General features: G+C 72.2%; 25 protein-coding genes and 1 tRNA gene. 15 read left to right on the forward strand and 11 right to left on the reverse strand.

Translation table 11 applies throughout. The annotated features are described in order from the left end of the window. Window positions 1–7: 7 nt before the first annotated feature. The 3 genes from ACYU8V_RS00355 to ACYU8V_RS00365 are packed head-to-tail and all read right to left on the reverse strand — an operon-like array spanning window position 8 to window position 2,556. Entirely contained in the window at window positions 8–1,522 is a 1,515-nt protein-coding gene (locus ACYU8V_RS00355; RefSeq protein WP_460844371.1) for a flotillin family protein, read from the reverse strand. A 33-nt stretch (window positions 1,523–1,555) separates the two neighbouring features. Beyond that, a complete protein-coding gene (locus tag ACYU8V_RS00360) occupies window positions 1,556–2,074 on the reverse strand; it encodes a hypothetical protein (RefSeq protein ID WP_460844374.1) in 519 nt (172 codons plus the stop codon). Between the two features lie 2 nt (window positions 2,075–2,076). After that, window positions 2,077–2,556 (reverse strand): glutathione peroxidase, encoded by a 480-nt coding sequence (locus ACYU8V_RS00365; RefSeq protein WP_460844376.1) that lies wholly within the window; start codon window positions 2,554–2,556, stop codon window positions 2,077–2,079. Window positions 2,557–2,583: 27 nt separating this feature from the next. Between ACYU8V_RS00365 and ACYU8V_RS00370 the strand changes: the two genes are divergently transcribed. Continuing rightward, entirely contained in the window at window positions 2,584–3,090 is a 507-nt protein-coding gene (locus ACYU8V_RS00370; RefSeq protein WP_460844378.1) for an SRPBCC family protein, read from the forward strand. Here the strand turns inward: ACYU8V_RS00370 and ACYU8V_RS00375 are convergent. Beyond that, complete coding sequence (locus tag ACYU8V_RS00375) at window positions 3,053–3,316, reverse strand: hypothetical protein (protein ID WP_460844379.1); 264 nt, start codon at window positions 3,314–3,316, stop codon at window positions 3,053–3,055. The two genes, ACYU8V_RS00370 and ACYU8V_RS00375, sit on opposite strands and share 38 nt — an antisense overlap. Window positions 3,317–3,410: 94 nt before the next feature. On the opposite strand from ACYU8V_RS00375, the gene ACYU8V_RS00380 reads away from it, so the two are divergent. Beyond that, the gene (locus tag ACYU8V_RS00380; protein WP_460844382.1) at window positions 3,411–3,902 is read left to right on the forward strand and encodes a SigE family RNA polymerase sigma factor; all 492 of its coding nucleotides are present in this window, start codon (window positions 3,411–3,413) and stop codon (window positions 3,900–3,902) included. Further along, a complete protein-coding gene (locus ACYU8V_RS00385; protein ID WP_460844385.1) occupies window positions 3,899–4,666 on the forward strand; it encodes a hypothetical protein in 768 nt (255 codons plus the stop codon). The genes ACYU8V_RS00380 and ACYU8V_RS00385 overlap by 4 nt, the downstream gene beginning before the upstream one ends. Window positions 4,667–4,682: 16 nt before the next feature. Here the strand turns inward: ACYU8V_RS00385 and ACYU8V_RS00390 are convergent, their stop codons facing one another. Beyond that, on the reverse strand, window positions 4,683–5,339 hold the full coding sequence (locus ACYU8V_RS00390) for a lysoplasmalogenase (protein WP_460844388.1): 657 nt from the start codon (window positions 5,337–5,339) through the stop codon (window positions 4,683–4,685). 96 nt (window positions 5,340–5,435) lie between these two features. On the opposite strand from ACYU8V_RS00390, the gene ACYU8V_RS00395 reads away from it, so the two are divergent. Then, the gene (locus tag ACYU8V_RS00395; RefSeq protein ID WP_460844391.1) at window positions 5,436–5,975 is read left to right on the forward strand and encodes a hypothetical protein; all 540 of its coding nucleotides are present in this window, start codon (window positions 5,436–5,438) and stop codon (window positions 5,973–5,975) included. Between the two features lie 11 nt (window positions 5,976–5,986). On the opposite strand, the gene ACYU8V_RS00400 is transcribed toward ACYU8V_RS00395, so the two are convergent. The 3 genes from ACYU8V_RS00400 to ACYU8V_RS00410 are packed head-to-tail and all read right to left on the reverse strand — an operon-like array spanning window position 5,987 to window position 9,275. Next, complete coding sequence (locus tag ACYU8V_RS00400) at window positions 5,987–6,832, reverse strand: SDR family oxidoreductase (RefSeq protein ID WP_460844394.1); 846 nt, start codon at window positions 6,830–6,832, stop codon at window positions 5,987–5,989. Continuing rightward, the gene (locus tag ACYU8V_RS00405; protein ID WP_460844396.1) at window positions 6,829–8,319 is read right to left on the reverse strand and encodes a flavin-containing monooxygenase; all 1,491 of its coding nucleotides are present in this window, start codon (window positions 8,317–8,319) and stop codon (window positions 6,829–6,831) included. Before ACYU8V_RS00405 ends, ACYU8V_RS00400 begins: the two co-directional genes overlap by 4 nt. Beyond that, window positions 8,316–9,275, reverse strand: coding sequence for a patatin-like phospholipase family protein (locus ACYU8V_RS00410; RefSeq protein WP_460844398.1), 960 nt, complete (start codon window positions 9,273–9,275; stop codon window positions 8,316–8,318). Before ACYU8V_RS00410 ends, ACYU8V_RS00405 begins: the two co-directional genes overlap by 4 nt. 61 nt (window positions 9,276–9,336) lie before the next feature. Between ACYU8V_RS00410 and ACYU8V_RS00415 the strand changes: the two genes are divergently transcribed. From ACYU8V_RS00415 to ACYU8V_RS00425, 3 genes are all read left to right on the forward strand, one after another. Further along, window positions 9,337–9,927 (forward strand): TetR/AcrR family transcriptional regulator, encoded by a 591-nt coding sequence (locus ACYU8V_RS00415; protein ID WP_460844401.1) that lies wholly within the window; start codon window positions 9,337–9,339, stop codon window positions 9,925–9,927. Between the two features lie 109 nt (window positions 9,928–10,036). Continuing rightward, window positions 10,037–10,987, forward strand: a complete 951-nt coding sequence (locus ACYU8V_RS00420) for an alpha/beta hydrolase (RefSeq protein WP_460844404.1) — start codon at window positions 10,037–10,039, stop codon at window positions 10,985–10,987. Between the two features lie 22 nt (window positions 10,988–11,009). Beyond that, a complete protein-coding gene (locus tag ACYU8V_RS00425; protein WP_460844406.1) occupies window positions 11,010–11,432 on the forward strand; it encodes a CBS domain-containing protein in 423 nt (140 codons plus the stop codon). Here the strand turns inward: ACYU8V_RS00425 and ACYU8V_RS00430 are convergent. Both ACYU8V_RS00430 and ACYU8V_RS00435 read right to left on the reverse strand, forming a co-directional pair. Continuing rightward, window positions 11,412–12,473: a DNA adenine methylase gene (locus ACYU8V_RS00430; protein ID WP_460844409.1), complete on the reverse strand. Its 1,062-nt coding sequence runs from the start codon at window positions 12,471–12,473 to the stop codon at window positions 11,412–11,414. The genes ACYU8V_RS00425 and ACYU8V_RS00430 overlap by 21 nt on opposite strands. 105 nt (window positions 12,474–12,578) lie before the next feature. After that, window positions 12,579–12,662: transfer RNA gene (locus tag ACYU8V_RS00435), tRNA-Leu, on the reverse strand. A gap of 200 nt (window positions 12,663–12,862) precedes the next feature. Here ACYU8V_RS00435 and ACYU8V_RS00440 point away from each other — a divergent pair. The 7 genes from ACYU8V_RS00440 to pknB are packed head-to-tail and all read left to right on the forward strand — an operon-like array spanning window position 12,863 to window position 21,781. Next, window positions 12,863–13,576, forward strand: coding sequence for an FhaA domain-containing protein (locus tag ACYU8V_RS00440; protein WP_460844412.1), 714 nt, complete (start codon window positions 12,863–12,865; stop codon window positions 13,574–13,576). Further along, window positions 13,569–14,048, forward strand: coding sequence for an FHA domain-containing protein FhaB/FipA (locus tag ACYU8V_RS00445; RefSeq protein WP_460844415.1), 480 nt, complete (start codon window positions 13,569–13,571; stop codon window positions 14,046–14,048). The genes ACYU8V_RS00440 and ACYU8V_RS00445 overlap by 8 nt, the downstream gene beginning before the upstream one ends. 15 nt (window positions 14,049–14,063) lie before the next feature. Beyond that, on the forward strand, window positions 14,064–15,374 hold the full coding sequence (locus ACYU8V_RS00450; protein ID WP_460844417.1) for a PP2C family protein-serine/threonine phosphatase: 1,311 nt from the start codon (window positions 14,064–14,066) through the stop codon (window positions 15,372–15,374). Continuing rightward, the gene (locus tag ACYU8V_RS00455; protein ID WP_460844419.1) at window positions 15,374–16,783 is read left to right on the forward strand and encodes an FtsW/RodA/SpoVE family cell cycle protein; all 1,410 of its coding nucleotides are present in this window, start codon (window positions 15,374–15,376) and stop codon (window positions 16,781–16,783) included. Before ACYU8V_RS00450 ends, ACYU8V_RS00455 begins: the two co-directional genes overlap by 1 nt. After that, the gene (locus ACYU8V_RS00460; RefSeq protein ID WP_460844422.1) at window positions 16,780–18,288 is read left to right on the forward strand and encodes a peptidoglycan D,D-transpeptidase FtsI family protein; all 1,509 of its coding nucleotides are present in this window, start codon (window positions 16,780–16,782) and stop codon (window positions 18,286–18,288) included. The genes ACYU8V_RS00455 and ACYU8V_RS00460 overlap by 4 nt, the downstream gene beginning before the upstream one ends. Beyond that, window positions 18,285–19,784, forward strand: a complete 1,500-nt coding sequence (locus ACYU8V_RS00465) for a serine/threonine-protein kinase (RefSeq protein WP_460844424.1) — start codon at window positions 18,285–18,287, stop codon at window positions 19,782–19,784. Before ACYU8V_RS00460 ends, ACYU8V_RS00465 begins: the two co-directional genes overlap by 4 nt. Beyond that, window positions 19,781–21,781 carry a Stk1 family PASTA domain-containing Ser/Thr kinase gene (gene pknB, locus ACYU8V_RS00470; RefSeq protein WP_460844426.1) on the forward strand — a complete coding sequence of 667 codons (2,001 nt, stop codon included), beginning with the start codon at window positions 19,781–19,783 and terminating at the stop codon, window positions 21,779–21,781. The genes ACYU8V_RS00465 and pknB overlap by 4 nt, the downstream gene beginning before the upstream one ends. Before the next feature lie 17 nt (window positions 21,782–21,798). On the opposite strand, the gene ACYU8V_RS00475 is transcribed toward pknB, so the two are convergent. Continuing rightward, complete coding sequence (locus ACYU8V_RS00475; RefSeq protein WP_460844428.1) at window positions 21,799–22,566, reverse strand: DUF881 domain-containing protein; 768 nt, start codon at window positions 22,564–22,566, stop codon at window positions 21,799–21,801. 65 nt (window positions 22,567–22,631) lie between these two features. Between ACYU8V_RS00475 and ACYU8V_RS00480 the strand changes: the two genes are divergently transcribed. Beyond that, window positions 22,632–23,144 (forward strand): cell division protein CrgA, encoded by a 513-nt coding sequence (locus ACYU8V_RS00480; protein ID WP_460844430.1) that lies wholly within the window; start codon window positions 22,632–22,634, stop codon window positions 23,142–23,144. Window positions 23,145–23,193 lie beyond the last annotated feature (49 nt).

Genomic DNA, 23,193 nt, shown 5'->3' on the forward strand with positions numbered 1-23,193 from the left:
AAGTCGGTCAGGCGTCGCCCGCGGGCGCCACCGCAGCCGGCTTCCCACCCTCGGTCACCCGCCCCACGGACTGCTTGATCATCGCCTCGAGGTCCAGCCCGGTCGCGGTCTTCATCATCTGCAGCGTCTGCGCGACGTTGGTGGTCACCTGCTGCGGCAGCGCCCCGGCGCCGTCGGTGGACAGGACCGTGAGCTGGTCGATCGCCGCGATGGGCGAGGCGACCTCGCGCGCGATCTGCGGGAGCACCTCGATCAGCATCTGCAGCACCGCGGCCTCGTTGTAGTGGGCGAACGCCGCCGCGCGCTTGTCCATCGCCTCGGCCTCGGCCTGGCCGACGGCGAGAGTGGACGACGCCTGCGCGGCGCCCTCCGCCTCGGTCGCCTCCGCCTCCGCGACACGACGCGCCTTCTCGGCCTCACCCTTCTTGGCACCCTCGATGGCCTCCGCCTCGGCGAGCGCGGCACGGCGGGCCTTCTCCGCCTCACCGCTGAGCCGGGTCTCCTCGGCCTTGGCCTGCGCGGCGGCGATGGTGGCGGCCTTGCGGGCGTCGGCGGCGGCGATCTCGGCGGTACGCCGGCCCTCGGCCTCCTGCTCCACGCGGTAGCGCTCGGCGTCGGCGGGCTTGCGGACCTGCGTCTCGAGCTGACGCTCGGTCAGCGCGGCCTGCTGGACGGCGACCTTCTCCTGCTCGGCCAGGATCGCCTGGTCCCGCTCGGCCTGGGCGAGCGGACCCGCGGCGGCGGCCTGCGCGGACGCCGCGTCGGTCTCGGCCTTGATCTCGGCCTGCTTGAGCGCGAGCGTGCGCTGGGAGATGGCGATCTCCTGCTCCGCGGCGATCTGGGCCTGCTCGGCCGCCTGACGGGCGTTGGCCTCGGCGATCCGCGCGGCCTGGCTGGCGCGGGCGGCCTCGGGGCGGCCGAGGTCGGCCAGGTAGCTGCCGTCATCGGTGACGTCCTGGATCTGGAAGGCGTCCAGGATCAGGCCCTGCCCGGTCAGCGAGCTCTCCGACTCGTCGGCCACGCGCTGGGCGAAGGCCGCGCGGTCGCGGATGATCTGCTCCACGGTCAGGCCGCCCACGATCGAGCGGAGCGCACCCGCGAGGACCTCCTGGGTGAAGGTCTCCATGTCGCCCTGCTGGGACAGGAAGCGCTGCGCGGACAGGCGGATCTGGTCGGCGTTGCCGCCGACCTTGACGATCGCGACGCCGTCGAGGTTGAGCTTGATGCCCTGTCCGGAGACCGCGCCCCGGATCTGGACCGAGATCCGCCGGCTCGAGAGGTCCATCGTGGCGAGCTTCTGGACGAACGGGATCACGAAGACGCCGCCGCCGAGCACGACCTTCTGGCCGGACAGGTCGGTGGTGAGCTCGCCGGTCTCCGGGTTGATCACGGCCTTGCCCTTGCGGCCGGTGACGATGAACGCCTGGTTGGGACCGGCCACCTTGTAGCGGCTGGTGACCAGCAGCACGAGGAGGACCAGCAGGACGACGATGCCGGCGATCGGCAGCAGGACGGTGGTCATGGGCATGCGACTCTCGGTTCGGGCGGAAGGGGCTCAGGACTGCTCGGGAAGGGCCGGCGGCTGCCAGACCTCGGTGACGCTGACCGCCGTCGGCGACAGCACCCCGGTGACGTGCACCTCGGTGCCGGACTCGATCGGCGCGAGCGCGCTGGCGTTGAGCTGGAGCGGATGCCCACCGACCACGACGCGCACCACGCCGTACCCCTGGGCGGGGATGGCGGTGATCACGCGAGCGGTCATACCCACACTGTCGCTGACTGACACCGTCCCGTCGCTGGGACCGTTCTTGAGCAGCCGGGTCAGCCACCACGCGAGCCAGCCGACCAGCCCGCCGGCGACCACGCCGACGGCCACCGAGACCACGCCCGGCGCGCCGGCGCCGTCGGCGATCGCGCCGCCGAAGCCGAAGGCCGAGACGAACCCGCCGAGCGCTGCCGTCGAGAGCCAATCGGCCTCCAGCGCGCTGAACGCGGAGTCGACGTGGTCGCCGATGACGAACGAGGCGAGGAGGACGAGCAGGCCCGCCACGCCCAGGACGAGGAACGGGGTCACGGTCAGCCGAGCGCCTTCTCGATGTCGCCGGCGATCTTCTCGGGCGTGGTGGTCGGCGCGAAGCGGTCGATGACCTGCCCGTCGCGGCCGACCAGGAACTTGGTGAAGTTCCACTTGATCGAGCCGCCGAGCAGGCCGCCCTGCTCCTTCTTCAGCCACGCGTAGACCGGGTGCGCGTCCGAGCCGTTCACATCGATCTTGGCGAACATCGGGAAGGTGACGTCGTAGTTCGTGGAGCAGAAGGTGGCGATCTCCGCCTCGTCCCCGGGCTCCTGGTGGCCGAACTGGTCGCACGGGAAGCCGAGAACGGTGAACCCCTGGTCGGCGTACGTCTCCTGCAGCTTCTGCAGGCCCTCGTACTGCGGGGTGAAGCCGCACTTGGAGGCCGTGTTCACCACGAGCACCACGTCGCCCTTGTACGCCGAGAGGTCGACCTGCTGCCCGTCGATGCCGGCCGCGGAGAAGTCATGGAGGGAGGTCATGCCTGCCAGTCTGGCACCCTCGGTGTCATGCCCCAGGTGGTCGCCGAGGTGTGGGTCCCGGTCCCGACCGACACCGCCTACGCCGTGTCCCAGACGACCGGCGAGCTGCGGCTGCGCTGGGACCCCTTCATCCGCAGCCAGCGGCTGCTCGACGCCGACGCCCCCGGCAAGGGGGTGCGGGTGCTGACCCGGTCGCGGATCGGGCCCCGGATGGTGAGCCAGTACGCCGCCTACCGCCCGCCCACCAGCGTCGGCATGACCATGCTCGAGGGGCCGTGGTTCTTCGCCTCCTTCGGCGGCGGCTGGCGGTTCACGGCCGAGTCCCGGGGTGGGGTCGCGGGCACGCGTGCGGTGTGGAAGTACACCTTCCGCACCCGGCCGGCCTGGCTGAGCCCGATCGCCGACCGGATCGGGACCTGGCTGCTCGGGCGCGAGATCCGGGCGCGGATCGCCGCGTGGGCGCGGGCGTGCGAGGACCCGGTGATCCTCGCGGCGGTCAGTCCCGCGGAGGCTCCGGAGGATCCTGCGCGCTGACCGGGTGACCCCGGCGGCGCAGCCACCACAGCACGACCAGCAGCACCAGGAACGCGTCCACGACCAGGGCGACCACGAGCAGCACCGGCGCGACGTCCCAGAGCCGCGACCAGCCCACGTTGACCAGGGGGACGTTGACGAAGAAGACGATGATCAGCCCCGCCAGCCGCGGCCCGCAGCCGCCACCCGGGGGTGCGTCGTCGTCGGTGATCGGGACCTGGGCCATGGCGGAAGTATCGCCGTACCCAACCGATCGCGGCTCGCGAGCGTCCTAGTGTCGAGGGGCCATGCCCGGGACCCTGCCGAGGAGAGGCGTAGCGATGGCGGACAGGTCGGAGTTCGGTGAGTACGTCGCCGCGCGGCGACCGCTGCTGCACCGGACCGCCGTCGTGCTCACCGGCGACCCGCACCAGGCCGAGGACCTCGTGCAGAACGTCCTGGTCAAGCTCTATGTGCACTGGCCGCGGGTGGCCCGCGCGCAGAGCGTGGACGCCTACGTGCGGCGCATGCTCGTCAATGCCGCGACCGACGCCGCGCGCAGGCCCTCCCGGCGGCGCGAGGTGCTCGGCAGCCCGGCGTACGAGCCCGCCGTGACCCTCCCGGACACCGACCTGCGCAACGCGCTCCTCACCGCTCTGCGCGACCTCGCCCCCGGGCAGCGCCGGGTCGTCGCCCTGCGGCACTGGTGGGGCCTGTCGACAGAGGAGACCGCCATCGAGCTCGGGATCTCCCCGGGCACCGTCAAGAGCCAGACCTCCGAGGCGCTGCGGCGACTCCGGCAGCTGCTGGCCGAACAGGAGCTCCAGCCGTGAACGAACTCGACCGCCTCACCGATCTCATCGACATCCCCGTCGTCGACATCGCCGACGACGTACGCCGCGGCCGGCGCGCCCTGCGGCGGCGTACCGCGCTGGTGGCGGCGGCAGGATCGGTCGCGACCCTCTCCGTGATCGGCGGTGCGGTGTGGGTCGGCGCCCGACCCGGTGCGCACACCGTCACCGACCCCAGCGGCTTCGCCGGCGGCGGGCCGGCGGGTCCGACGTCGGCCGCCACCGCGCCGCGCCACCCCACCGCCCACCGCACCCCCCTCGGGTTCCCGACGATGAGCGCCGCGGACGAGCAGCGGCTGCGCACCGCCCTGACCGACTGGCGGGCCGTCATCGCCGAGCACGTCGATCCCAGCGGCACGCTGCTGGGGCGGCTCAGCGGCTTCACCGGCAGCGACACGGCGTTCGGCAGCAAGCTCGACTGGAACGGCGGCGGGATGCTGCAGTTCAGCGTCGGCAGCTCGTTCGCCGACCTCGCCGGGGTGGCCGACGTCCCGATGCGGCCGAACACCACCCACGCCGGCATGCCGGCCCTCATCGAGGTGACGACCGATCGGATCCTCGTCGAGCTGAAGCGCAGCGACGGCACCGTCGTCGCGCTGCTCGCCAGCACGGCCTTCGGCAACAACGGCACCTCCGCGTCGCTCGGCCCCCTCTCCGAGAAGCAGCTGCTGGCCGCGGCCTCCGACCCGCGGATGCAGCGCCTGGTCCCCGCACCCCAGGGCATGCCGACCGGCACGCTGTTCTGAGTCCGGATCAGCGGGATCAGGTGGTCACGCGCATCAGTACGCCGGCCGCGATCAGCCCCTGACCGACGTGGTAGGTCACCATGATCGCCGGGCGGGCCCACGACAGCGGCCGAACGAACTTGTTCAGCGCGAGGGTGGTGTCGCTGCAGACGAACACGGCCGTCCCGCCCGCGATCCACAGCGACGCCGTGGCCCAGCCGGTGATGGTCATCGCGCCGATCACCCCCATGTACGCCGCCACCGCCACCCCCAGCCCCGGGCCGCCCTCGCGCACCGCCGCCGGCAGCACGCCACGGGCGACCACGAAGGCGACCAGTACGACGACGGCGCCGACCACCCACCAGCCGCCGCTCTCGAGACCCACGCGGGTGAAGCAGACGACATACGCCAGGTGACCGACCAGGAAGGCCGCCAGCCCGGCGACGAACCGCCACTCGACGGCGTCCTCGAGCAGCGCGATGTCACCGATCATCCCGAGCACCAGCGCGACCACGAGCCAGACGCCCGCGGTGTGGTGCAGCGCCCCGGCCGCGACCACGGCGGCGATCATCAGCGCGAGAGTGGCGGGCTTGAGCCAGGTCTCGAGGTCCTTGCGGCCCCGGGCCACCGCGGTCCAGTCCGCCACCGCCACGACCGCGGTGAGGGCGGCCAGTACGGCGGTCGGGGTGGACACGGACCGCAGCGTGCCACACCCCGCATCCCTGCGCACGCGGTTCGACGTCGACCCATTTCGCCACGCAGCGGCGCCGCGGCCGCGATCATGGTCGACGTGACGATGCGCCATCTCGCCCGCGGAGCCGCCACCGCTGCCGCCGCACTGGTCCTCACGATCGCGCCCGCGGCCCAGGCCGGCACGCGGACGGTCACCGACCCGCCCGGCGACGTGGCGGCGGCGTACGACCTCGTCGCGACGACGTTCAGCTACACCCGTACCCAGCTCGCCGCCGTCACCACGATCCGCGACGTGGTGCGCCGGGGCGTGGTCGTCCAACTGACCGCGCGCCACTACGGCGAGGGATACGTCGTGCGCGCCCGCACGTGGTGGAAGGACGGCGCCAAGCAGCAGCGCCTGTTCATCTCCTACAACGTCGGGTCGTGGCAGGTCGTGAGCTGCCCGGGCATGTCGACGCGGTGGCGGCTCGGCCCACGCGGGACCGTCGCCATCTCGGTGCCGAACTCGTGCACCTTCCGCGGGTATCCCCTGGACCGGTTCCGGATGGACACGATCCGCTCGCACACCCTCGTCGACCGCACCTACAGCTGGCCGATGATGAACCCCCGCGGCATCGACGTCAGCGGCGGTGCCTGAGCGGCGCCCGATCAGCGGCGCTCGGCCCCGATCCGCTTCAGGTAGGCGTCGCGGACGCTGTCATCGACGCGGCTGATGGCGGCGTCGTCGTGGGCGAGCCGGCGGACGACGCCCAGCAGCCGCTCGGGCACCAGCGGGGCGGCGTTGGCCGCGATTCCGACGTACGACGGGACGGCGATCTCGGCCTTGCGGGAGGCGACCGAGCGGACCACCGCGGCCGCGATGTCCTCGGGGTCCACGGTCGGCAGCACGCCGAGGTCGATGCCCGAGGAGAGCTCGGTGCGGACCGCGCTCGGCAGCACGGCGGACACCGAGACCCCGGTGCCCTCGAGCTCGAGCCGGGTGGCGGCGGTGAGGCCCACGACGGCGTACTTGCTGGCGTTGTAGACGGCCAGGCCCTTGAGCGGGAACTTCCCGGCGAGCGAGGCCACGTTGACGACGTGTCCGCGGCCGCGCTCGATCATCGGCGGCAGCGCGAGCCGCATGCCGTGGATGACGCCGAAGACGTTGACGTCCATGGTCATCCGGTCGACCTCGTCGGCCTGGTCCAGGAAGGCCGCGTTCGGCATGATCCCGGCGTTGTTGACCAGCACCGCGAGGGGCGCGTCGTGGTGGGCCGCGGCCGCCGCGAGGAAGCTCGCGAACGACTGCTTGTCGGTGACGTCGAGGGCGTGACCGGAGGCCGCGCCGCCGAGGGACGCGGCTGCGGTGACGGCCAGCGACTCGTCCAGGTCGCCGAGCGCGACCCGGGCGCCGGCGGCGACGAACGCCCGCGCGGTGGCGAGCCCGATCCCACGGGCGGCGCCGGTGATCGCGACCAGGGCGCCGTCCAGGTCCAGGGGGGCGAAGCGGCTCATGCGTGGGTCTCCTGCGGCTCGATGGCGGTGATCTCGAAGTCGGCGGGGTCGAAGCGGCTGACCCGGCGGACCAGCTCCCCGGTCGACCACGGCCAGCTGAAGCTGTTCCGGCCGTTGGCGTCGATGTAGTAGCTGTGGCAGCTGGTGGCGTTGTACGCCGTACCGGCGAGCGCGGCCTGCACCTGCTCGACGTACGCCGCCTGCGCCTCGACGCGGGTGTCCAGGGTCGACCAGCCCTCCCGCCGGGCCGCGACGACCGCGTCGACGATGCGGGCCACCTGCGCCTCGGCGATGGTGAAGGCCGAGCTGTGGCCGGTGCCCAGGCTCGGGCCGAGCACCACGAAGGCGTTCGGGAACCCCGCGACGGTCGTGCCCAGGTAGGCCTCGGGCGAGCCGCCCCAGTGCTCGGCCAGGGTCCGGCCGTCGGCGCCCCGGACCAGGTCGGCGACGGGCATGTCGAGGATGTGGAAGCCGGTGCCGAGGATGATCGCGTCGACCTCGGCCTCGCTGCCGTCGGCGCCGACCACGGTCGACCCGCGGACCGACGACACCCCCGTCGCGTGCACCGCGACGTTGGGCCGGGTCAGCGACTGCAGGTAGGAGTTGGAGAACAGGATCCGCTTGCACCCCAGCAGGTACGTCGGCGTCAGCTTGGCCCGCAGCTCCGCGTCGCGCACCGCCGCGCGCAGGTAGGCGCGGCCGACCGCCTGCAGCGCGTGCATCAGCGGCTTGGGCCGGTGGAACGCGGCGCCGACGGCCTCCATGGCGGCGTACTCGACGCCCTTGAGGCCGCGCATCGCCAGCGGGAGCCGGTCCAGCGCCCACTTCTCGACCCCGGGCACGACGTGGTCGACCTTGGGCAGCACCCAGTGCGCGGTGCGCTGGAAGAGGTGCAGCTCGGCGACCTGCGGCTGGATCTCAGGCACGAACTGCACCGCGGAGGCGCCGGTGCCGATCACCGCGACCCGCTTGCCGGTCAGGTCGTAGTCGTGGTTCCAGCGGGCCGAGTGGAAGATCTCGCCGGGGAAGCCGGTGAGGCCCGGCACGTCCGGGATCCTCGGCTCGTTCCAGGGCCCGGCGGCCGCGACCACGAAGCGCGCGGTCAACTCGCCGGCGGTGGTCTCGAGGACCCATCGCTCTGCGGCCGGGTCCCAGGCCGCGCCGGTCATCTCGACCCCGAACCGGGTGATCTCGGCCAGGCCGTGCGCGCGGGCCACCCCGTCGACGTACTCCAGGATCTCGGGCTGGGTGCCGTAGAGCCGCGACCAGTCCGCCTTCGGCGCGAAGGAGAAGGAGTAGAGGCCGGAGGGCACGTCGCACGCGCAGCCCGGGTAGGTGTTGGCGCGCCAGGTGCCGCCGTAGGTGTCGGCCCTCTCCAGGATCACGACGTCGTCGACGCCCGCCTCGCGGAGCTTGATGGCCGCGGCGATGCCGGAGATGCCGGCGCCGATCACGATCACGTCGTGGTGGATGTCGGGCTGGCTCATGCCGGTGCTCCTGTGGGTACGTCGAGGGCGGCGGCCACCCGGGCGGGCAGCGCCGTGCGGGCGGCGGCGAGGGTGGCCTCGCGCCGGCGCAGGTCCATGAAGTTCGGGCCCATCGCGGCGAGCTCCTCGGGCCCCGGCTCGACCCGGATCACCCGGATCCCCGCGGCGCGGAGCCGGGCGACCTCCCGGTCCAGCCCCGCGGTCATCCGGGTCCGGAGGATGCGCTCGAGGCGGTCGGCGCCGCGCGCGGGCACTCCGCCCGCGGTGGTCATCGGGGCGACCACGACCACCTCGTCGAGGTCCCTCCCGATCGGGTGCGCGAGCAGTAGGTCCGCCGACACCGACGAGACCGAGCCACCGTCGACGTAGCGCCGGCCCCCGATCGCGACCGGCGGGAACCAGCCCGGGATGCCCCACGACGCGGCGACGGCGTCGCCGAGGGCGGCAGGGGGTGCGTCGGGCGACCCGAACGCGACCCGCTGCCCGCTCGCCGCGTCGGCCGCGACCAGCCAGGTCGCCGGGTGGGTCGTCCACCCGTCGGGGCCGGCCAGCGCAGCGCCGTACTCCCGAAGCCAGGTGGCGTCGCCCCGGCCGCGCGGCAGCAACCCCGCCACCGTGCTGTACGCCGAGCGGCGGGCCAGGCCTGCGCGGACCAGCCCGAGCGCGGGCAGCGCCGGGAACGGCACCGGCGGGAGGTGGCCGGGGTGGGCGGCGACATGCCGGGCGAGGACCGGGTCGGCCCCGGGCACGCCGTCGAGCGCGTCGAGCAGGTCCTGCGGCGTACGGCCGGAGCCGAGGGCGGCCACGATCTCCGCCCCGGCCGAGGTCCCGACCAGGACCGACGCGGTGCGGGCGTCCCAGTCCAGGCGGCGCTCGATCTCGCGGAGGGCGACCGCGGTCCAGGCGAAGCCGAGGGTGCCTCCACAGCCGATGGCGAGGGCGCGTCGTGTCGTCACAACTCGGATACTAGCGATATCTGGATTCCAACGGTAGGCCAATGCCGATACTCTTGCCCCCATGGCCCGGCTGACGCGCAAGGAGACGCACGCCCAGACCCGCGCCCTGCTCGTCGAGACCGCGCTCCGGCTCTTCCTCGCCGACGGCTACAACGCCACCTCGCTGGAGAAGGTCGCCGCCGAGGCGGGCTACTCCAAGGGCGCCGTCTACTCGAACTTCGCCACCAAGCACGAGCTCGGGCTGGCCGTCCTCGACGCCGTGCACGCCACCCGGGCGCAGACGCTCGCCGAGGCGGTGGCGACCGCGCCCACGGCCGATGCACGCGTGGACGCGTTCGCCGACTGGGCCGAGCGCAACATCGGCGACGTCGGCTGGACCGCGCTCGAGGTCGAGTTCGCGACGAGCACCCGCCGCGTGCCCGGCATCAGCGGGGAGCTCGCCGCCCGGCGGCGTACCGTCACCGAGGGGCTGGCGGCACTGCTGGAGTTCCAGGCGGCCGAGCTCGGGATCACCCTCCCGGTGCCCGCAGCGGACGCCGCCGTCCACCTGCTCGCGCTGGGCATCGGGCTCGGCGTGCAGCGCGCCTTCGACCCGGACCTGCCGGTCACCTCGCTGGTCGATCAGCTGCGCGCGCTGCTGAACAGCGCGTGAACCGGATCCGTCCGTTCGGACTCCAAGACCCTCCGTTCGGGTGATTGACGACGGGGTCTCGCGGCCGCAGACTGACATCCGCTCGTCCGAACATAACTGGGGGTATGTGATGCATCCGCTCGACCCGGGCTCTCCCGTGATCCGCGGAGATCGACCCAGCCTCCAGGCCCGCGCCCTCGGTCTCGCGCTGCGCTGCACGGTCAAGCCGGTCGTCGAGGCATGGGCGACCGTCCCCGACCTGCCGTGGCCCTACGGCCTCGCCGACCACGCCGGCCGGCTGACCTCGCGTCACCCCGACACGCGCTTCGACGAGGTGGCGCTGCCGGACTGTCGCGCGCAGTGGGTCACCGGCAGCGAGGACAACGGCCGCGTGATCCTCTACCTGCACGGCGGCGCGTTCATCGTCGGCGGGTGGCACCTGCACCGCCACCTGCTCACCGACCTCGGCCGCCGCACGGGCGCCCGGATCTTCGCGGTCGAGTACCGCAAGGCCCCGCGGCACTCGATCGACCTGGCCGGCGAGGACGCCCTGGCGGCGTACCGCCACCTGCTGGGGGAGGGTGTCTCCCCCGCCGACATCGTCGTGATGGGCGACTCGGCCGGCGGCTACCTGAGCATCCAGCTCGCCGCCCGGCTGCAGGAGGAGCGCCTCCCTGCCCCCGCGGCCGTCGTCGCGCTCTCGCCGCTGCTCGAGCTGGACCCCGAGGAGCCCGGCCGCGCCGGCTGCGCGATCCTCAGCCCGCGCGCGATCCGAGCGCTGGCGCGGTGGTCGCGGACCGCGACGAGCCGGCCGCAGCCGATGCACTCGGCCCGACCGACCCTGCCGCCGATCCTGATCCAGGCCGGCGCCCGGGAGACCCTGCGCCGCCAGGCCGTGGCGTTCGCGGGGATCCTCGCCGAGCAGGGCGTCCCGCACGCGCTGCAGCTGTACCCGACCGACATCCACGTCTTCCACGCGGCGCTGTTCCTGCCCGAGGCGCGCGCCGCGTTCGACGCGATCGTCGAGTTCATCGACGAGATGGTCGGCGCCGGCAGCGTCCCGGTCGCCGCCCACGCCTGACCCGATCCGTCACACTGGGCGGGTGAACGAGGGCGCGACGACCGTGGCGGAGGTGATGATCACCGCCCCCACGACCTTCGACGCCGCCATCACCGTCGGCGTCGCGCGTACGTCGCTCGCCCGGCCCAAGCAGCACCTCGTCCTGCTCGTCGACGGGGCGCACCTGGTCGGGACCCTCGCGGCCGAGGACCTGCCGGACACCGTCGGCGACGACGAGCCGGCCCGCGACCACGCCCGTCTCGAGGACCGCACCGCCCGCCCCACCGACACCGTCGCCGACCTGTGGGAGCGGCTGGACCACGCCGGGGCCCGGCGACTGGCGGTCGTCGACGACGCCGGCGACCTGCTCGGTCTGGTCTGCGTGAAGCGCTGCCGCACCGGCTTCTGCACCGTCGAGGGGATCGCGGCCTGGCGGGCCGAGCGCTCAGCCGTGCACGGCTCCTGACGCTGCCGCGACGGCAGCCTCCACCCGCTCGCGGGGCCCGGCCACGAAGACCTGCTCGGTGTTGCGCAGGTGGGAGACCTCGCCGACCCGCTGCCCGGCCGGGTTGTGGATGCCGATCTGCGCGCCGACGTACCGCTTGGAGTCGAAGGCGACCATCCGCACCTCGTCGTACCCCACCTCGCGCAGCGAGCGGACCATCTCCTCGGCACTGATCCACGACTCGTCGTTGTAGGAGACCATCAGGACCTCCGCGTCGGCGCGCTCGAGGAGGCTGCGGAAGGCGCCCGGCATGGCCGGCTTGCTGTTGAACACGCTGCGGGTGGCGGGCTCGCGGCTGTCGATCCGCTTGCACGCGACGCCGTAGTGGGCCGGGGCGTCCCAGCGGACGAGGGTCTCCCAGATGTGGTAGTTCGTGAAGTAGCGGTGCTGGTTGTACGGCGGGTCCAGGTACATCAGCCCGGTGCGCGGCAGCGTCCCGACGGTCTCCATCGCATCGCCCAGCACGGTCCGGCCCGGACCGGCGAGCAGCGCGGGCCGGCGCAGCTCCAGGTCCTGGTGGCTGCGCGGCGCCCACTGCTTGAGGTAGGCCATCTGCAGCCCGGTGGTCGAGTCCACGCGGTCCGCGGCCAGCATCAGGCTGGTGAGCAGCACCGGGAACAGCGGGTGGTCGCGCATCGTCTCGAGCTCGTCACGGATCGCGTCCACGCGGAGCCCGTTCTTGGGCTGGAAGAACCGCGACCGCTCGCAGAAGGTCGCGGTGAAGTAGCCGCGCCGCCCCGGGAGGGCCTGCAGCCGCGCGAGCTCGTCGTCCAGCTCGTCGACGTCGACGGCGTCGAGGTCGGTCGCGATGAAGCAGTCGCTCAGCACGGCCGAGTACGTCGCCACGTCGGATGCCGTCACCTGCAGCCCGCGCCGCTTCAGCTCCTGCGCCACCCGGGTCGTCCCGGTGAACAGGTCCACGGCCTCCCGGGCCCCGGTCGCCACGGCCATGTCGGCGAGCACGCCGACCAGGGTCCGCTTGGAGCCGAGGTACTTGATCACGCCCCGAGATTAGGGCGACGGCGGCGGTCCCGGAGGGAAGCTCCCCCGCCGCGGGCAACGGGAATGCAAGAGGCCCCGGTCTGCTGACCGGGGCCTCTGCTCACGTGCGCGAGGGGGGAGTTGAACCCCCACGTCCTTTCGGACACACGGACCTGAACCGTGCGCGTCTGCCTATTCCGCCACTCGCGCGTGAAGCGGGCCAAGGTTATCCCACCAGCTCCGCGCGCCCCAAACCGGCGGCCCGAGCGCGGCATCCGGGCCTCTCCGCCGGGCCACCGATACGATCGACGACGCCCGGTGTGCTGTTCCTGCCCCTCGGGCATGACCGCTGCCGAGTGCGGTACGAGTGCAGGATCTGTGCAGGAGAAGAACCAGGAGAGGAGGCCCGCGTGGGTGGACTGCAGCGTTTCGAGCAACGTCTCGAGCGGGCGATCTCCGGCGCCTTCGCCCGCACCTTCCGCTCGGCCGTGCAGCCGGTCGAGATCGCCGCTGCCCTGCAGCGCGAGCTCGACAACAAGGCCCAGGTGCTGTCGCGACAGCGCCGGCTGGTGCCGAACGCGTTCCAGGTGGATCTGTCGCCCGGCGACCTGGAGCGGATGGCGCCGTACACGACGTCGCTGTCCCAGGAGCTCGCCGACCAGCTCCAGGAGCACGCCGACAACCAGGGCTACGTGTTCCCGGGCCCGATCCGCATCGAGTTCCACGCCGACGACGAGCTCGGCACCGGCCGGTTCACCGTGCTGAGCAGGGCCGAGGCGTCGGTGGTCGGCACCATCCGGACCAACGCCCAGCCCAGCCGCGCCGTCATCGAGGTCAACGGGACCGAGCACCCGCTCGTGTCTCCCGGCATCGTGGTCGGCCGCGGCAGCGAGGCCGACATCCGCATCAACGACCCGGGCGTCAGCCGCCGGCACGCCCAGTTCCTGATCACCACCGCCGCTGGCGGTGCGCCCCAGATCGAGGTGCACGACATGGGATCCACCAACGGCATCAGGGTCGACGGCCAGAAGGTCGCCCGCGCCCAGCTCCGCGACGGCTCACGCGTCCAGGTCGGCCACACCTCGCTGGTCCTGCGGCTGCAGCAGGGAGGCACCGATGTCTGAGCTCACCCTGTTCCTGGTCCGGATCGGCTACCTGGCGATCCTGTGGATCTTCGTGCTCTCGGCGATCTCGGTCATCCGCTCCGACATGTTCGGCGCCCGGGTCCCGACCGCCGCGACCCCGGGCCGTGCGCCCCGCCCGGCCAAGCAGGCCAAGCAGCCCAAGCAGCCGAAGAAGCGCGGGACGCCCACCCACGTCACCGTCATCCAGGGCTCGAACACCGGCATCAGCGCCGACCTCGCCTCCGCCCCGGTGCTCATCGGCCGCGGCAACGACGCGGCGATCCGGCTCGACGACGACTACGTCTCGACCCGGCACGCGCGGATCGTGTCGTCGGGCGACCAGTGGTTCGTCGAGGACCTCGGGTCGACCAACGGCACCTACCTGGGCGCCCAGCGCATCACCGCGCCGACCGCCATCGGCCTCGGCTCCCAGGTCCGGATCGGGAAGACGATCTTGGAGCTGAGGAAGTAAGTGGAGCCCGCCGAGATGAGCGACCGGCTCGACGAGCCCACCCTGGTTCCCGACCCGGAGCCGGAGCACCCCGACCTCACCCTGCGCTTCCACGCGGTCTCCGACGTGGGCCGGGTCCGCAAGGACAACCAGGACAGCGGGTACGCCGGTCCGTGGCTGCTCGCCGTCTGTGACGGTGTCGGCGGCGCGGCGCGCGGCGACATCGCCTCGAGCACGGCGATCAACGAGCTGCGCAACCTGGACATCGCACCGGAGAAGGCCGAGCCGACCGCGGACCTGGTCGTGCGGATCAACGACGGCCTGCACGAGGCGCACGAGTCGATCGGCAGTCAGGTCGACCACGACCCGTCGATCAACGGCACCAGCACGACCGTCGTTCTCGCCCTCTTCGACGGCCAGCGGTTCGGGTTCGGCCATGTCGGCGACTCCCGCGCCTACCTGCTGCGCGAGGGCCGGCTCTCCCAGCTCACCACCGACCACACCTTCGTGCAGAGCCTGATCGACGAGGGCCGGATCACCGAGGAGGAGGCGCGGGTCCACCCGCACCGCAACCTGATCCTCAAGGCCCTCGACGGCATGCACGACGTCGACCCGGACCTGTTCCAGATCGAGGTCGAGCCGGGCGACCGGCTGTTCCTGTGCAGCGACGGTGCGTGCGGGGTCCTCGACAACGACCGGCTCACGACGCTGCTGGCCGAGGGCACCCCGGAGTTCGCCTCGATCGAGCTGGTGCGCGCCGCCCTCGACGCGGGCAGCTCCGACAACGTCACCTGCATCGTGGCCGACGTCGTCCCCGTCGACCCTGCCGTGCCGCCGCAGGCGCCCCAGGTGGTGGGCGCGGCCGCCGAGCTGCGCCGCCGCCTGCCGCGGGCGCTGTTCCGCGGGCACCGGTCCGGCGACACCGGCGAGCTGGAGCCCATCGACGAGGAGCTCGCGCCGATCCAGACCGGCTTCCCCAGCGCCGTGCGCGCGGACCCGGTCGACCCCGAGGCCTACCGCTACGCGCCACTGGCCCCGCGCCGCTTCGCCTGGGCGCGCCGCCTGATGCTGCTGCTCATCGCGCTCGGCCTGCTCTGGATGGCCGGCGCGGCGGCGTACTCCTGGAGCCAGAAGCAGTACTACATCGGTGAGCACGACGGGCACGTGACGATCTTCCGCGGCATCAAGGACATCCCCGGGATCAGCTCGGTCTACCTCGAGAGCGACCTGGTCGTCGACGACCTGGTGAACCCCAAGGCGGTCAAGGACGGCATCACGGCCGACGACCCGCAGAAGGCCCAGCAGATCGTGGATGACCTCCCCCTCGCCGAGACGGGGACGCCCTGATGCCGGGCTCTCCGCTGATGAGCTTCGTCCACCGCCAGCGGCGCGGTGCGGAGCTGTTCCTGCTGATCCTGGCACTCGCGGTCGGCATCGGCGCCTACGTCAGCGTCGGTCTCGGCGTCGACGGAGCCGTCCCCACCAACCTGATCGCGTACGGCGGCTGGCTGGCCGCGCTGATCATCGCCGCCCACGTGACGGTCCGCCTGGTCGCGCCGTACGCCGATCCGGTGCTGCTGCCCGTCGTGGCGGCCCTCAACGGGCTCGGCCTCGCGCTCATCCACCGCATCGACCTGGCCATCGGCACCAGCGACGCCAGCAAGCAGCTGATGTGGATGACCCTCGGCGTCGCGCTGTTCATCGCGACCCTCTACCTGGTGCGCGACCACCGCGTGCTGGGCCGCTACACCTACACCTTCGGGCTCGCGGCGATCGTGCTGCTGCTGCTCCCGATGCTGCCGGTGATCGGCAAGGAGGTGAACGGCGCCCGGATCTGGATCGGCGTCGGCGGCTTCACCCTGCAGCCCGGCGAGGTCGCCAAGGTGCTGCTGGTCCTCGCATTCGCCGGCTACCTCGTCGGCCACCGCGACGCCCTGGCCCTGGCCGGCCGCCGCGTCCTCTTCGTCGACCTGCCCCGCGGCCGCGACCTCGGCCCGATCCTGGCGATGTGGGCCGTCAGCATGTGCATCCTGGTGCTGCAGAAGGACCTCGGCTCCAGCCTGCTGTTCTTCGGCCTCTTCCTGGTGATGCTGTACGTCGCCACCGAGCGCTCCGGCTGGCTGTACGTCGGCGGCGCGATGTTCCTCGCGGGCGCGTTCTCCGCCTCCCGCCTGGTCCCGCACGTCACCGAGCGCGTCGACATCTGGCTGCACCCGTTCCAGGACGCCTCGGGCAGCGGCTACCAGCTGGTGCAGAGCCTCTACGCGTTCGCCTGGGGCGGCCTGCTCGGCCGCGGCCTGGGCCAGGGCATGATCACCCTCGGCTCGGGCGACTCGACCCACCTGCGGGTGCCCGAGGAGCACAACGACTTCATCATGGCGCTGGTCGGTGAGGAGCTCGGGCTGACCGCGGTCATCGCGGTCCTGCTGCTCTACGGCCTCATCGTGGAGCGGGCCCTGCGCGCGGCGCTGATCGCCCGCGACGGCTTCGGCAAGCTGGTCGCGACCGGTCTGGGCTGCGTGCTCGCGATCCAGGTGTTCGTCGTGATCGGCGGCGTCACCCGGCTGATCCCGCTGACCGGCCTCACCACACCGTTCATGTCGTACGGCGGGTCCTCGCTGATCGCCAACTGGGTGATCATCGCCATCCTGCTGCGGATCTCGGACCAGGCGCGGCGCCCGCTGCCGGACCTGACCGAGCCCGACGCCGACCCCGACATGGAGTCGACGCAACTGGTGAAGGTGGTGCCGGAGTGAACAAGCCGATCCGCGCCGTCTCCATCTTCTGCCTGGTGCTGTTCCTGGCGCTGATGGTCAACGTGACCTACCTGCAGTTCTTCAAGGCCGACAGCTACGACAACAAGTCCGGCAACACCCGGCCCGCCGAGGCGGCCTACAGCCGTGAGCGCGGGCTGATCCTCGCCGGCCGGCAGACGATCGCGAGGAGCAAGCCGGTCGACGACCGGTACAAGTACCTGCGCGTCTACCCCAAGCCGTTCATGTACGCCCCCGTCACCGGCTACCTGCAGCTCGGCGTGCAGACCGGCCTGGAGCGCTCGCAGAACGACATCCTCTCCGGCGAGGACCCGCGGCTGTTCGTCAACCGGCTGGTCGACATGCTGCAGGGCGACACCAACCAGGGCGGCAACGTCATCACCACGATCGACCCGAAGGCGCAGGAGGCCGCCTACAACGGCCTGCTGTCCACGGTCGGTCCGCACGGCGAGGGCGCCGTGGTCGCGATCCAGCCGAAGACGGGCAAGATCCTCGCGATGGTCTCGCTGCCGTCGTACGACCCGAACAAGCTGGCCAGCCACGACTCCGCGACCCGCACCAGCACCTTCGACAGCCTCGACAAGTCGCCGCTGAAGCCGCTGCTGAACCGGGCCACCTACCTCGCGCTGTTCCCCGGCTCGACGTTCAAGGTCGTCACGGCGGCCGCCACGATCGAGAACGGCCTGCACCACGTCGACGACCAGGTCCCGTCCGGCAGCGGCTACCAGCTGCCCGGCACGCACGGCTCCGGGAACGTCGTCGGCAACGAGATCGTCGCGCCGTGCAGCCCGCAGATCATCTCCTTCTCGACCGCGATGGAGAACTCCTGCAACACCGCGTTCGCGCGGATGGCGGTGGCCCTCGGCCCGGCCAAGCTGCGCGCGCAGGCCGAGGCGTTCGGGTTCAACAGCGTCCCGCTGACCGACTACTCCCCGGTGCTCCCCTCGACCTTCCCCAAGAGCGTGACCGACCCCGGGGCCAAGGACTCGCGCGAGCTCAACTCCGCCGAGACCGCGCGCTCCGGCTTCGGTCAGTTCGAGGTCCAGGCGACGCCGCTGCAGATGGCGATGGTGGCCGCGGGCATCGGCAACCACGGCAAGGTCATGCGGCCCTACCTGGTCGACCGGATCCAGACCGCCGACTACCAGACGCTCGACGTCACGCCCACCGACGTCCTCGGCCAGGCGGTGTCCCAGCAGACCGCCGACGAGGTCACCGAGCTGATGGTCGACACCGTGAAGTACGGCACCGCCTCCCCCGCGGCGATCCCGGGCGTGGAGGTGGCCGGCAAGACGGGCACCGCCCAGACCGGCACCGACGCCCCGCCGTACGCCTGGTTCGTGTCGTTCGCCCCCTCCACCGACGCCCAGGTGGCGGTCGCGGTGATGATCCAGCACATCCCGGGTAAGACCAGCGATGAGATCGCCGGCGGCAGGCTCGGCGGTCCGATCGCGAAGGCCGTCATGGAAGCGGTGATGAACAAGTGAGCGAGCAGTACGCCGACATGGCGCACCGCTACCGCCTCGACGAGCGGATCGCGACCGGCGGGATGGGCGTGGTGTGGAAGGCCACCGACACCCGGCTCGGCCGGACGGTGGCCGTCAAGGTCCTCAAGCACGAGTACGCCGACGACGAGATGTTCCGCGCGCGCTTCGACACCGAGGCGCGGCACGCCGCGTCCCTGCACCACCCCGGCATCTGCGGGGTCTACGACTACAGCACCGACGCCCCGGCGGGCGGGGCGCCGTACCTGGTGATGGAGTACGTCGACGGCCAGCCGCTCTCGGCCCTGCTCGCGCAGGGCAAGGAGGCCGGTCGCACCATGGATCCAGAGATCGTGCGGGACCTGATGACCCAGACCGCGGCGGCGCTCGCCGTCGCCCACCAGGCCGGCATCGTGCACCGCGACGTCAAGCCCGCCAACCTGATCATCACCCCCGACCGCAGGGTCAAGGTGACCGACTTCGGCATCGCCCGTGCCGGCGACGCGACCGCGATCACCCGCACCGGCGCGGTGATGGGCACCCCGCAGTACCTCTCCCCCGAGCAGGCCCGCGGCGACGCCGCCACCTTCTCCTCCGACGTCTACTCGCTCGGCTGCGTGGCCTACGAGTGCCTGACCGGCAACCGGCCGTTCGAGGCCGAGACGCCGGTCGCCACCCTGCTCGCCCACCTGCAGCAGCCGGTGCCGCAGCTGCCGCCGAGCGTGCCGGGAGACCTCGCCAAGGTCGTCACCCGGGCCATGGCCAAGGACCCCGCGCAGCGGTTCGCCGACGGTGCCGCCCTGGCCGCGGCCCTGCGCAACCCCGACGCCGTCGCGCCGCTGCCGGCGGCCGCGGCCCAGCCCTCGCCGGATCCCGCGACCGCGGTGCTCCCCCGGACCTCCGCGACCCCCGCGGTGGCCCCGATCCCGCGGCTGGACACCGCGGCGGCGTACGCCGGCAGGGAGGAGGAGCGCCGTGACCGCGGTCCGTGGCTCGCACTCGGCCTGGTGGCCGCCTTCGTCCTGATCGCCCTGCTCCTCGCCTACCTGCTGCTGCACGGCAACGGCGGCGGTACGCCGACGACGGACCGGACCACGCCGGCGACCCACGCCACGACGCGGTCGAGCACCCCCACGACCCCCACCTCGTCGGCCACGACCACCGAAGTCATCCAGCTCAACGCCGCCGACTACGTCGGCCGCGACTTCCACGTCGTCGACACCGAGCTCAGCTCCCAGGGGCTCAACGTGCAGCTGCAGCCGCAGCCGAACGACGGCACCCACACCGCCGGCATCGTCACGCAGATCAGCCCGTCCGGCGCCGTCACCGAGGGCCAGATCATCACCGTCTCCTACTGGGACAACCCGCCGACCAGCTCGGCCCCCACCACGCCGACGACGGCGCCGACCACGCCCACGACGGCGGCCACCGGCGGCTCGGCCTCGGCGCTCGACGCACCCCCGCTCCTCGACCAGAAGCCGGAGGGCCCGGGCCAATGACCACGGGACGCACCGACCAGCCCGGCCACGGCGGGCAGCGCACGCTCATCGGCGACCGCTACGAGCTCGGCGAGCTGCTGGGCCGCGGCGGCATGGCCGAGGTCCGCAAGGGCACCGACACCCGGCTCGGCCGGGTCGTCGCGATCAAGCGGCTGCGCACCGACCTGGCCAGCGACCCCACGTTCCAGGCGCGGTTCCGCCGCGAGGCCCAGTCCTCGGCCTCGCTGAACCACCCGGCCATCGTCGCGGTCTACGACACCGGCGAGGAGCCGACCGCCGACGGCGCCCTGCAGCCATACATCGTGATGGAGCACGTCGCCGGCCGCACCCTGCGCGACATCCTGCGCGAGGGGCGCAAGATCCTGCCCGAGCGGGCCCTGGAGATCACCTCGGGCGTGCTCAGCGCGCTGGACTACAGCCACCGCGCCGGCATCATCCACCGCGACATCAAGCCGGGCAACGTGATGCTCACGCCCGGCGGCGACATCAAGGTGATGGACTTCGGCATCGCCCGCGCGATCAGCGACGCGGCGTCCTCGATGACCCAGACCGCGGCGGTCGTCGGCACCGCGCAGTACCTCTCCCCCGAGCAGGCCCGCGGCGAGACCGTCGACTCCCGCTCCGACGTCTACTCCGCCGGCTGCCTGCTCTACGAGCTGCTCACCGGCCGCCCGCCGTTCGTCGGCGACTCCCCGGTGGCGGTGGCCTACCAGCACGTCCGCGAGCCGGCGACCCCGCCGTCGCACTTCGACGCCGACCTCACCCCCGAGATCGACACCATCGTGATGAAGGCGCTCGCCAAGCGGGTCGAGGACCGCTACCAGTCGGCCGCGGCCATGCGCACCGACATCGAGCGCTACCTCGCGGGCCGGCCGGTGCAGGCCGTCGTACCCGTCCCGGCGGTGGAGAGCACCGCGACCCGGTTGACCACGGCGACGTCGGTGACGTCGGCGGCGGCCGGGGTCGGCGAGACCTCCGTGCGCGGCACCCCCGTACCGCCGCAGCGGCCGCAGAAGTCGGGCAAGCTGCCGCTGATCCTGGTGCTGCTGCTGCTCCTGGCCCTCATCCTGATCACGGCGTTCGTGGTGTGGCCGAAGCTGTTCCCCTCCGGTCCGACCGACGTGAAGATGCCGAACGTGGTCGGCATGAGCCAGCAGGGCGCGCGCGACGCGATCGTCCAGGCGGGGTTCGCCGCCACGGGCATCGACGACACCCAGCAGGTCTGCTCCGACAAGTACCCCGTCGAGGGCACCATCGTGCAGCAGGACCCGGCGCAGGACGCGTACGTCCCCACCGACTCCAGCATCGTGCTCAAGCAGTCGCGGGGCGCGTGCTCGTTCACCATCGACGACGTCCGGCAGGACCCGCGGAAGCTGGCGATCAACACCCTGATCGGCCAGGGCGTGCCGCGGCAGAACATCAAGGTCAAGCCCGACCCGTGCACCTCGGACCAGCCGAAGGGCACCGTCGTCAGCCAGATCCCGGCCCCCGGCACCTCGATCACGAAGGACGACACGGTGACGCTGTGCCTGTCCGCGGGCCCGAACACGGTCCCGAACGTGATCGGCCTGCAGGAGGACAAGGCGACCAAGATGCTCATCGCCGCGGGCTTCAACCCGATCGTCCGCGACTACACCGGGACCACCACCAAGCCCAAGGGCACCGTGGTCGACCAGTCGCCCAGCGGCGGCAAGGGCCACACCGCCACCCAGCACTCCAACGTCTACATCTACGTCTCGACCTACGTCCCTCCGCCGGACGCCGACGGGGACGGTCTCTCGGACGCGCAGGAGGCGCAGTACGGAACCGACCCGAACAAGGCCGACACCGACGGCGACGGACTCAGCGACGGCGACGAGGTGAACAAGTACCACACCGACCCGCTGGTCGCCGACTCCGACGGTGACACCTTCTCCGACGGCGACGAGGTCAAGGCCGGCAGCGACCCGAACGACGCGACGAGCACCCCGCTGACGGTCGGGACCACCGGCCACTGACCCCGGCCCTCGCCGGGCTACTGGCTCGACAGCACCTTCGCGTAGTGCATGTCGATGAGCCCGTCGTACGCCGGTGCGGTGACCCGGTCCTCGAGCTGCAGGTCCCACCCGACGTCGATCGTCGGGTTGGCCGCGTCCGCGCGAAAGCCGGACACCAGCGCGTCGCCGTCGATCGCGGCCAGCAATCGGGTCGGGTCGCCGACCGCCTGGATCACGTAGGGCTGCGGGTAGGGCACGCCCTGGAGCTGGACGGCGTTGCCCTCGCACTTGATGCCGGTGGTCGACACGACCCGCTGGCCGGCGATCGTCACCGCGGTCGCGCCGCCGCTCCACAGCGCGTTGACCACGGCCTGGATGTCCTGCTGGTGCACGACCAGCCGGTTGAGGTTGAGATCGGGGTCGTCGGCGCTGACCGCCGCGTCGAGGACCTCGGTGGGCGCGTCGGAGAGCGTGATCGACAGCCCGCGGCCACTGCGTGCCACCAGACCGGCCGGGTCCTCGAGCCGGGCGATCTTGCGCTGCGCGGCGTCCACCCGGTGCCCGGACACGTCCTTGGTGAGGGCGTCGACCTCGGCGGCGAGCTGGTGGCGGCGTACCTCGAGGGCCTGGTACTCCTTGGCCTCCGCGTTCACCACGCTGGCCAGGTCGGAGTAGCGGCCCGGTCGCAGGTCGGTCCCATCGCTGTCGACCGCCGAGGTCGCGAACAGCGCTCCGGACAGGATGACCACCAGCGGCGTACCGACCCTCCAGGCCCGGCCGCGGCCGGTCGTGTGGGCACCCGTCATACTGACTAGGTTAGGTCGCCGCGACCAGTACCCTGCGACCAGATCCCCGACACAGGAGCACCGACGTGGCCAAGCAGTCCCGCCTGCCGAAGTTGAGCAAGGGTCCCAACCCCTTCGCCGACCCCGACCGCGGGCCCGTCCTGACCGTCCGCTTCATCATCGCGCTGGCGCTGATCCTGATCGGCATCGCGTGGGTCGTCTACACCTACTGGGGTGTGCGGCCGAGCGACGGCTGGGGCGCGCTCGACCTCAAGACCGGCAAGCCGGTCAACCCCGGTGGCCCGTCCTTCATGGGCGACCTGGAGAACTGGAACTACCTGATCGGCTTCGGGCTGTTCTTCGCCGGACTGGTCGTCTCCGCCCACCCGAAGACCCCGCTGGGCCGGGGCCGCGGCGTCGTCGTCGGCATGCTCGGCTGCTTCCTGATCGGCCTGGTCTGGATCTGCTGCTACTACATCTTCCTCACCGGCAACCAGCCGAAGGACGTGCCGATCTTCAACGACCTCGCGCAGAAGAACCTTTTCGTCGGCATCGCCTTCATGGCCGTCGGCTTCACCTTCGCCACCCGCTGGGAATGACAGTCACCCGTGGTTGAGTAACCGCGAGCGCCAGCGAGCGGCGTATCGA

This window comes from Nocardioides ultimimeridianus, assembly GCF_054777895.1.

Bases quoted from the DNA above. Each gene is read 5' to 3' on its own strand.
- ACYU8V_RS00355 (WP_460844371.1), bottom strand. From the start codon at position 1,522: ATGACCACCGTCCTGCTGCCGATCGCCGGCATCGTCGTCCTGCTGGTC.
- ACYU8V_RS00365 (WP_460844376.1), bottom strand. From the start codon at position 2,556: ATGACCTCCCTCCATGACTTCTCCGCGGCCGGCATCGACGGGCAGCAG.
- ACYU8V_RS00370 (WP_460844378.1), top strand. From the start codon at position 2,584: ATGCCCCAGGTGGTCGCCGAGGTGTGGGTCCCGGTCCCGACCGACACC.
- ACYU8V_RS00375 (WP_460844379.1), bottom strand. From the start codon at position 3,316: ATGGCCCAGGTCCCGATCACCGACGACGACGCACCCCCGGGTGGCGGC.
- ACYU8V_RS00380 (WP_460844382.1), top strand. From the start codon at position 3,411: ATGGCGGACAGGTCGGAGTTCGGTGAGTACGTCGCCGCGCGGCGACCG.
- ACYU8V_RS00400 (WP_460844394.1), bottom strand. From the start codon at position 6,832: ATGAGCCGCTTCGCCCCCCTGGACCTGGACGGCGCCCTGGTCGCGATC.
- ACYU8V_RS00405 (WP_460844396.1), bottom strand. From the start codon at position 8,319: ATGAGCCAGCCCGACATCCACCACGACGTGATCGTGATCGGCGCCGGC.
- ACYU8V_RS00415 (WP_460844401.1), top strand. From the start codon at position 9,337: ATGGCCCGGCTGACGCGCAAGGAGACGCACGCCCAGACCCGCGCCCTG.
- ACYU8V_RS00420 (WP_460844404.1), top strand. From the start codon at position 10,037: ATGCATCCGCTCGACCCGGGCTCTCCCGTGATCCGCGGAGATCGACCC.
- ACYU8V_RS00445 (WP_460844415.1), top strand. From the start codon at position 13,569: ATGTCTGAGCTCACCCTGTTCCTGGTCCGGATCGGCTACCTGGCGATC.
- ACYU8V_RS00450 (WP_460844417.1), top strand. From the start codon at position 14,064: ATGAGCGACCGGCTCGACGAGCCCACCCTGGTTCCCGACCCGGAGCCG.
- ACYU8V_RS00455 (WP_460844419.1), top strand. From the start codon at position 15,374: ATGCCGGGCTCTCCGCTGATGAGCTTCGTCCACCGCCAGCGGCGCGGT.
- pknB (WP_460844426.1), top strand. From the start codon at position 19,781: ATGACCACGGGACGCACCGACCAGCCCGGCCACGGCGGGCAGCGCACG.
- ACYU8V_RS00475 (WP_460844428.1), bottom strand. From the start codon at position 22,566: ATGACGGGTGCCCACACGACCGGCCGCGGCCGGGCCTGGAGGGTCGGT.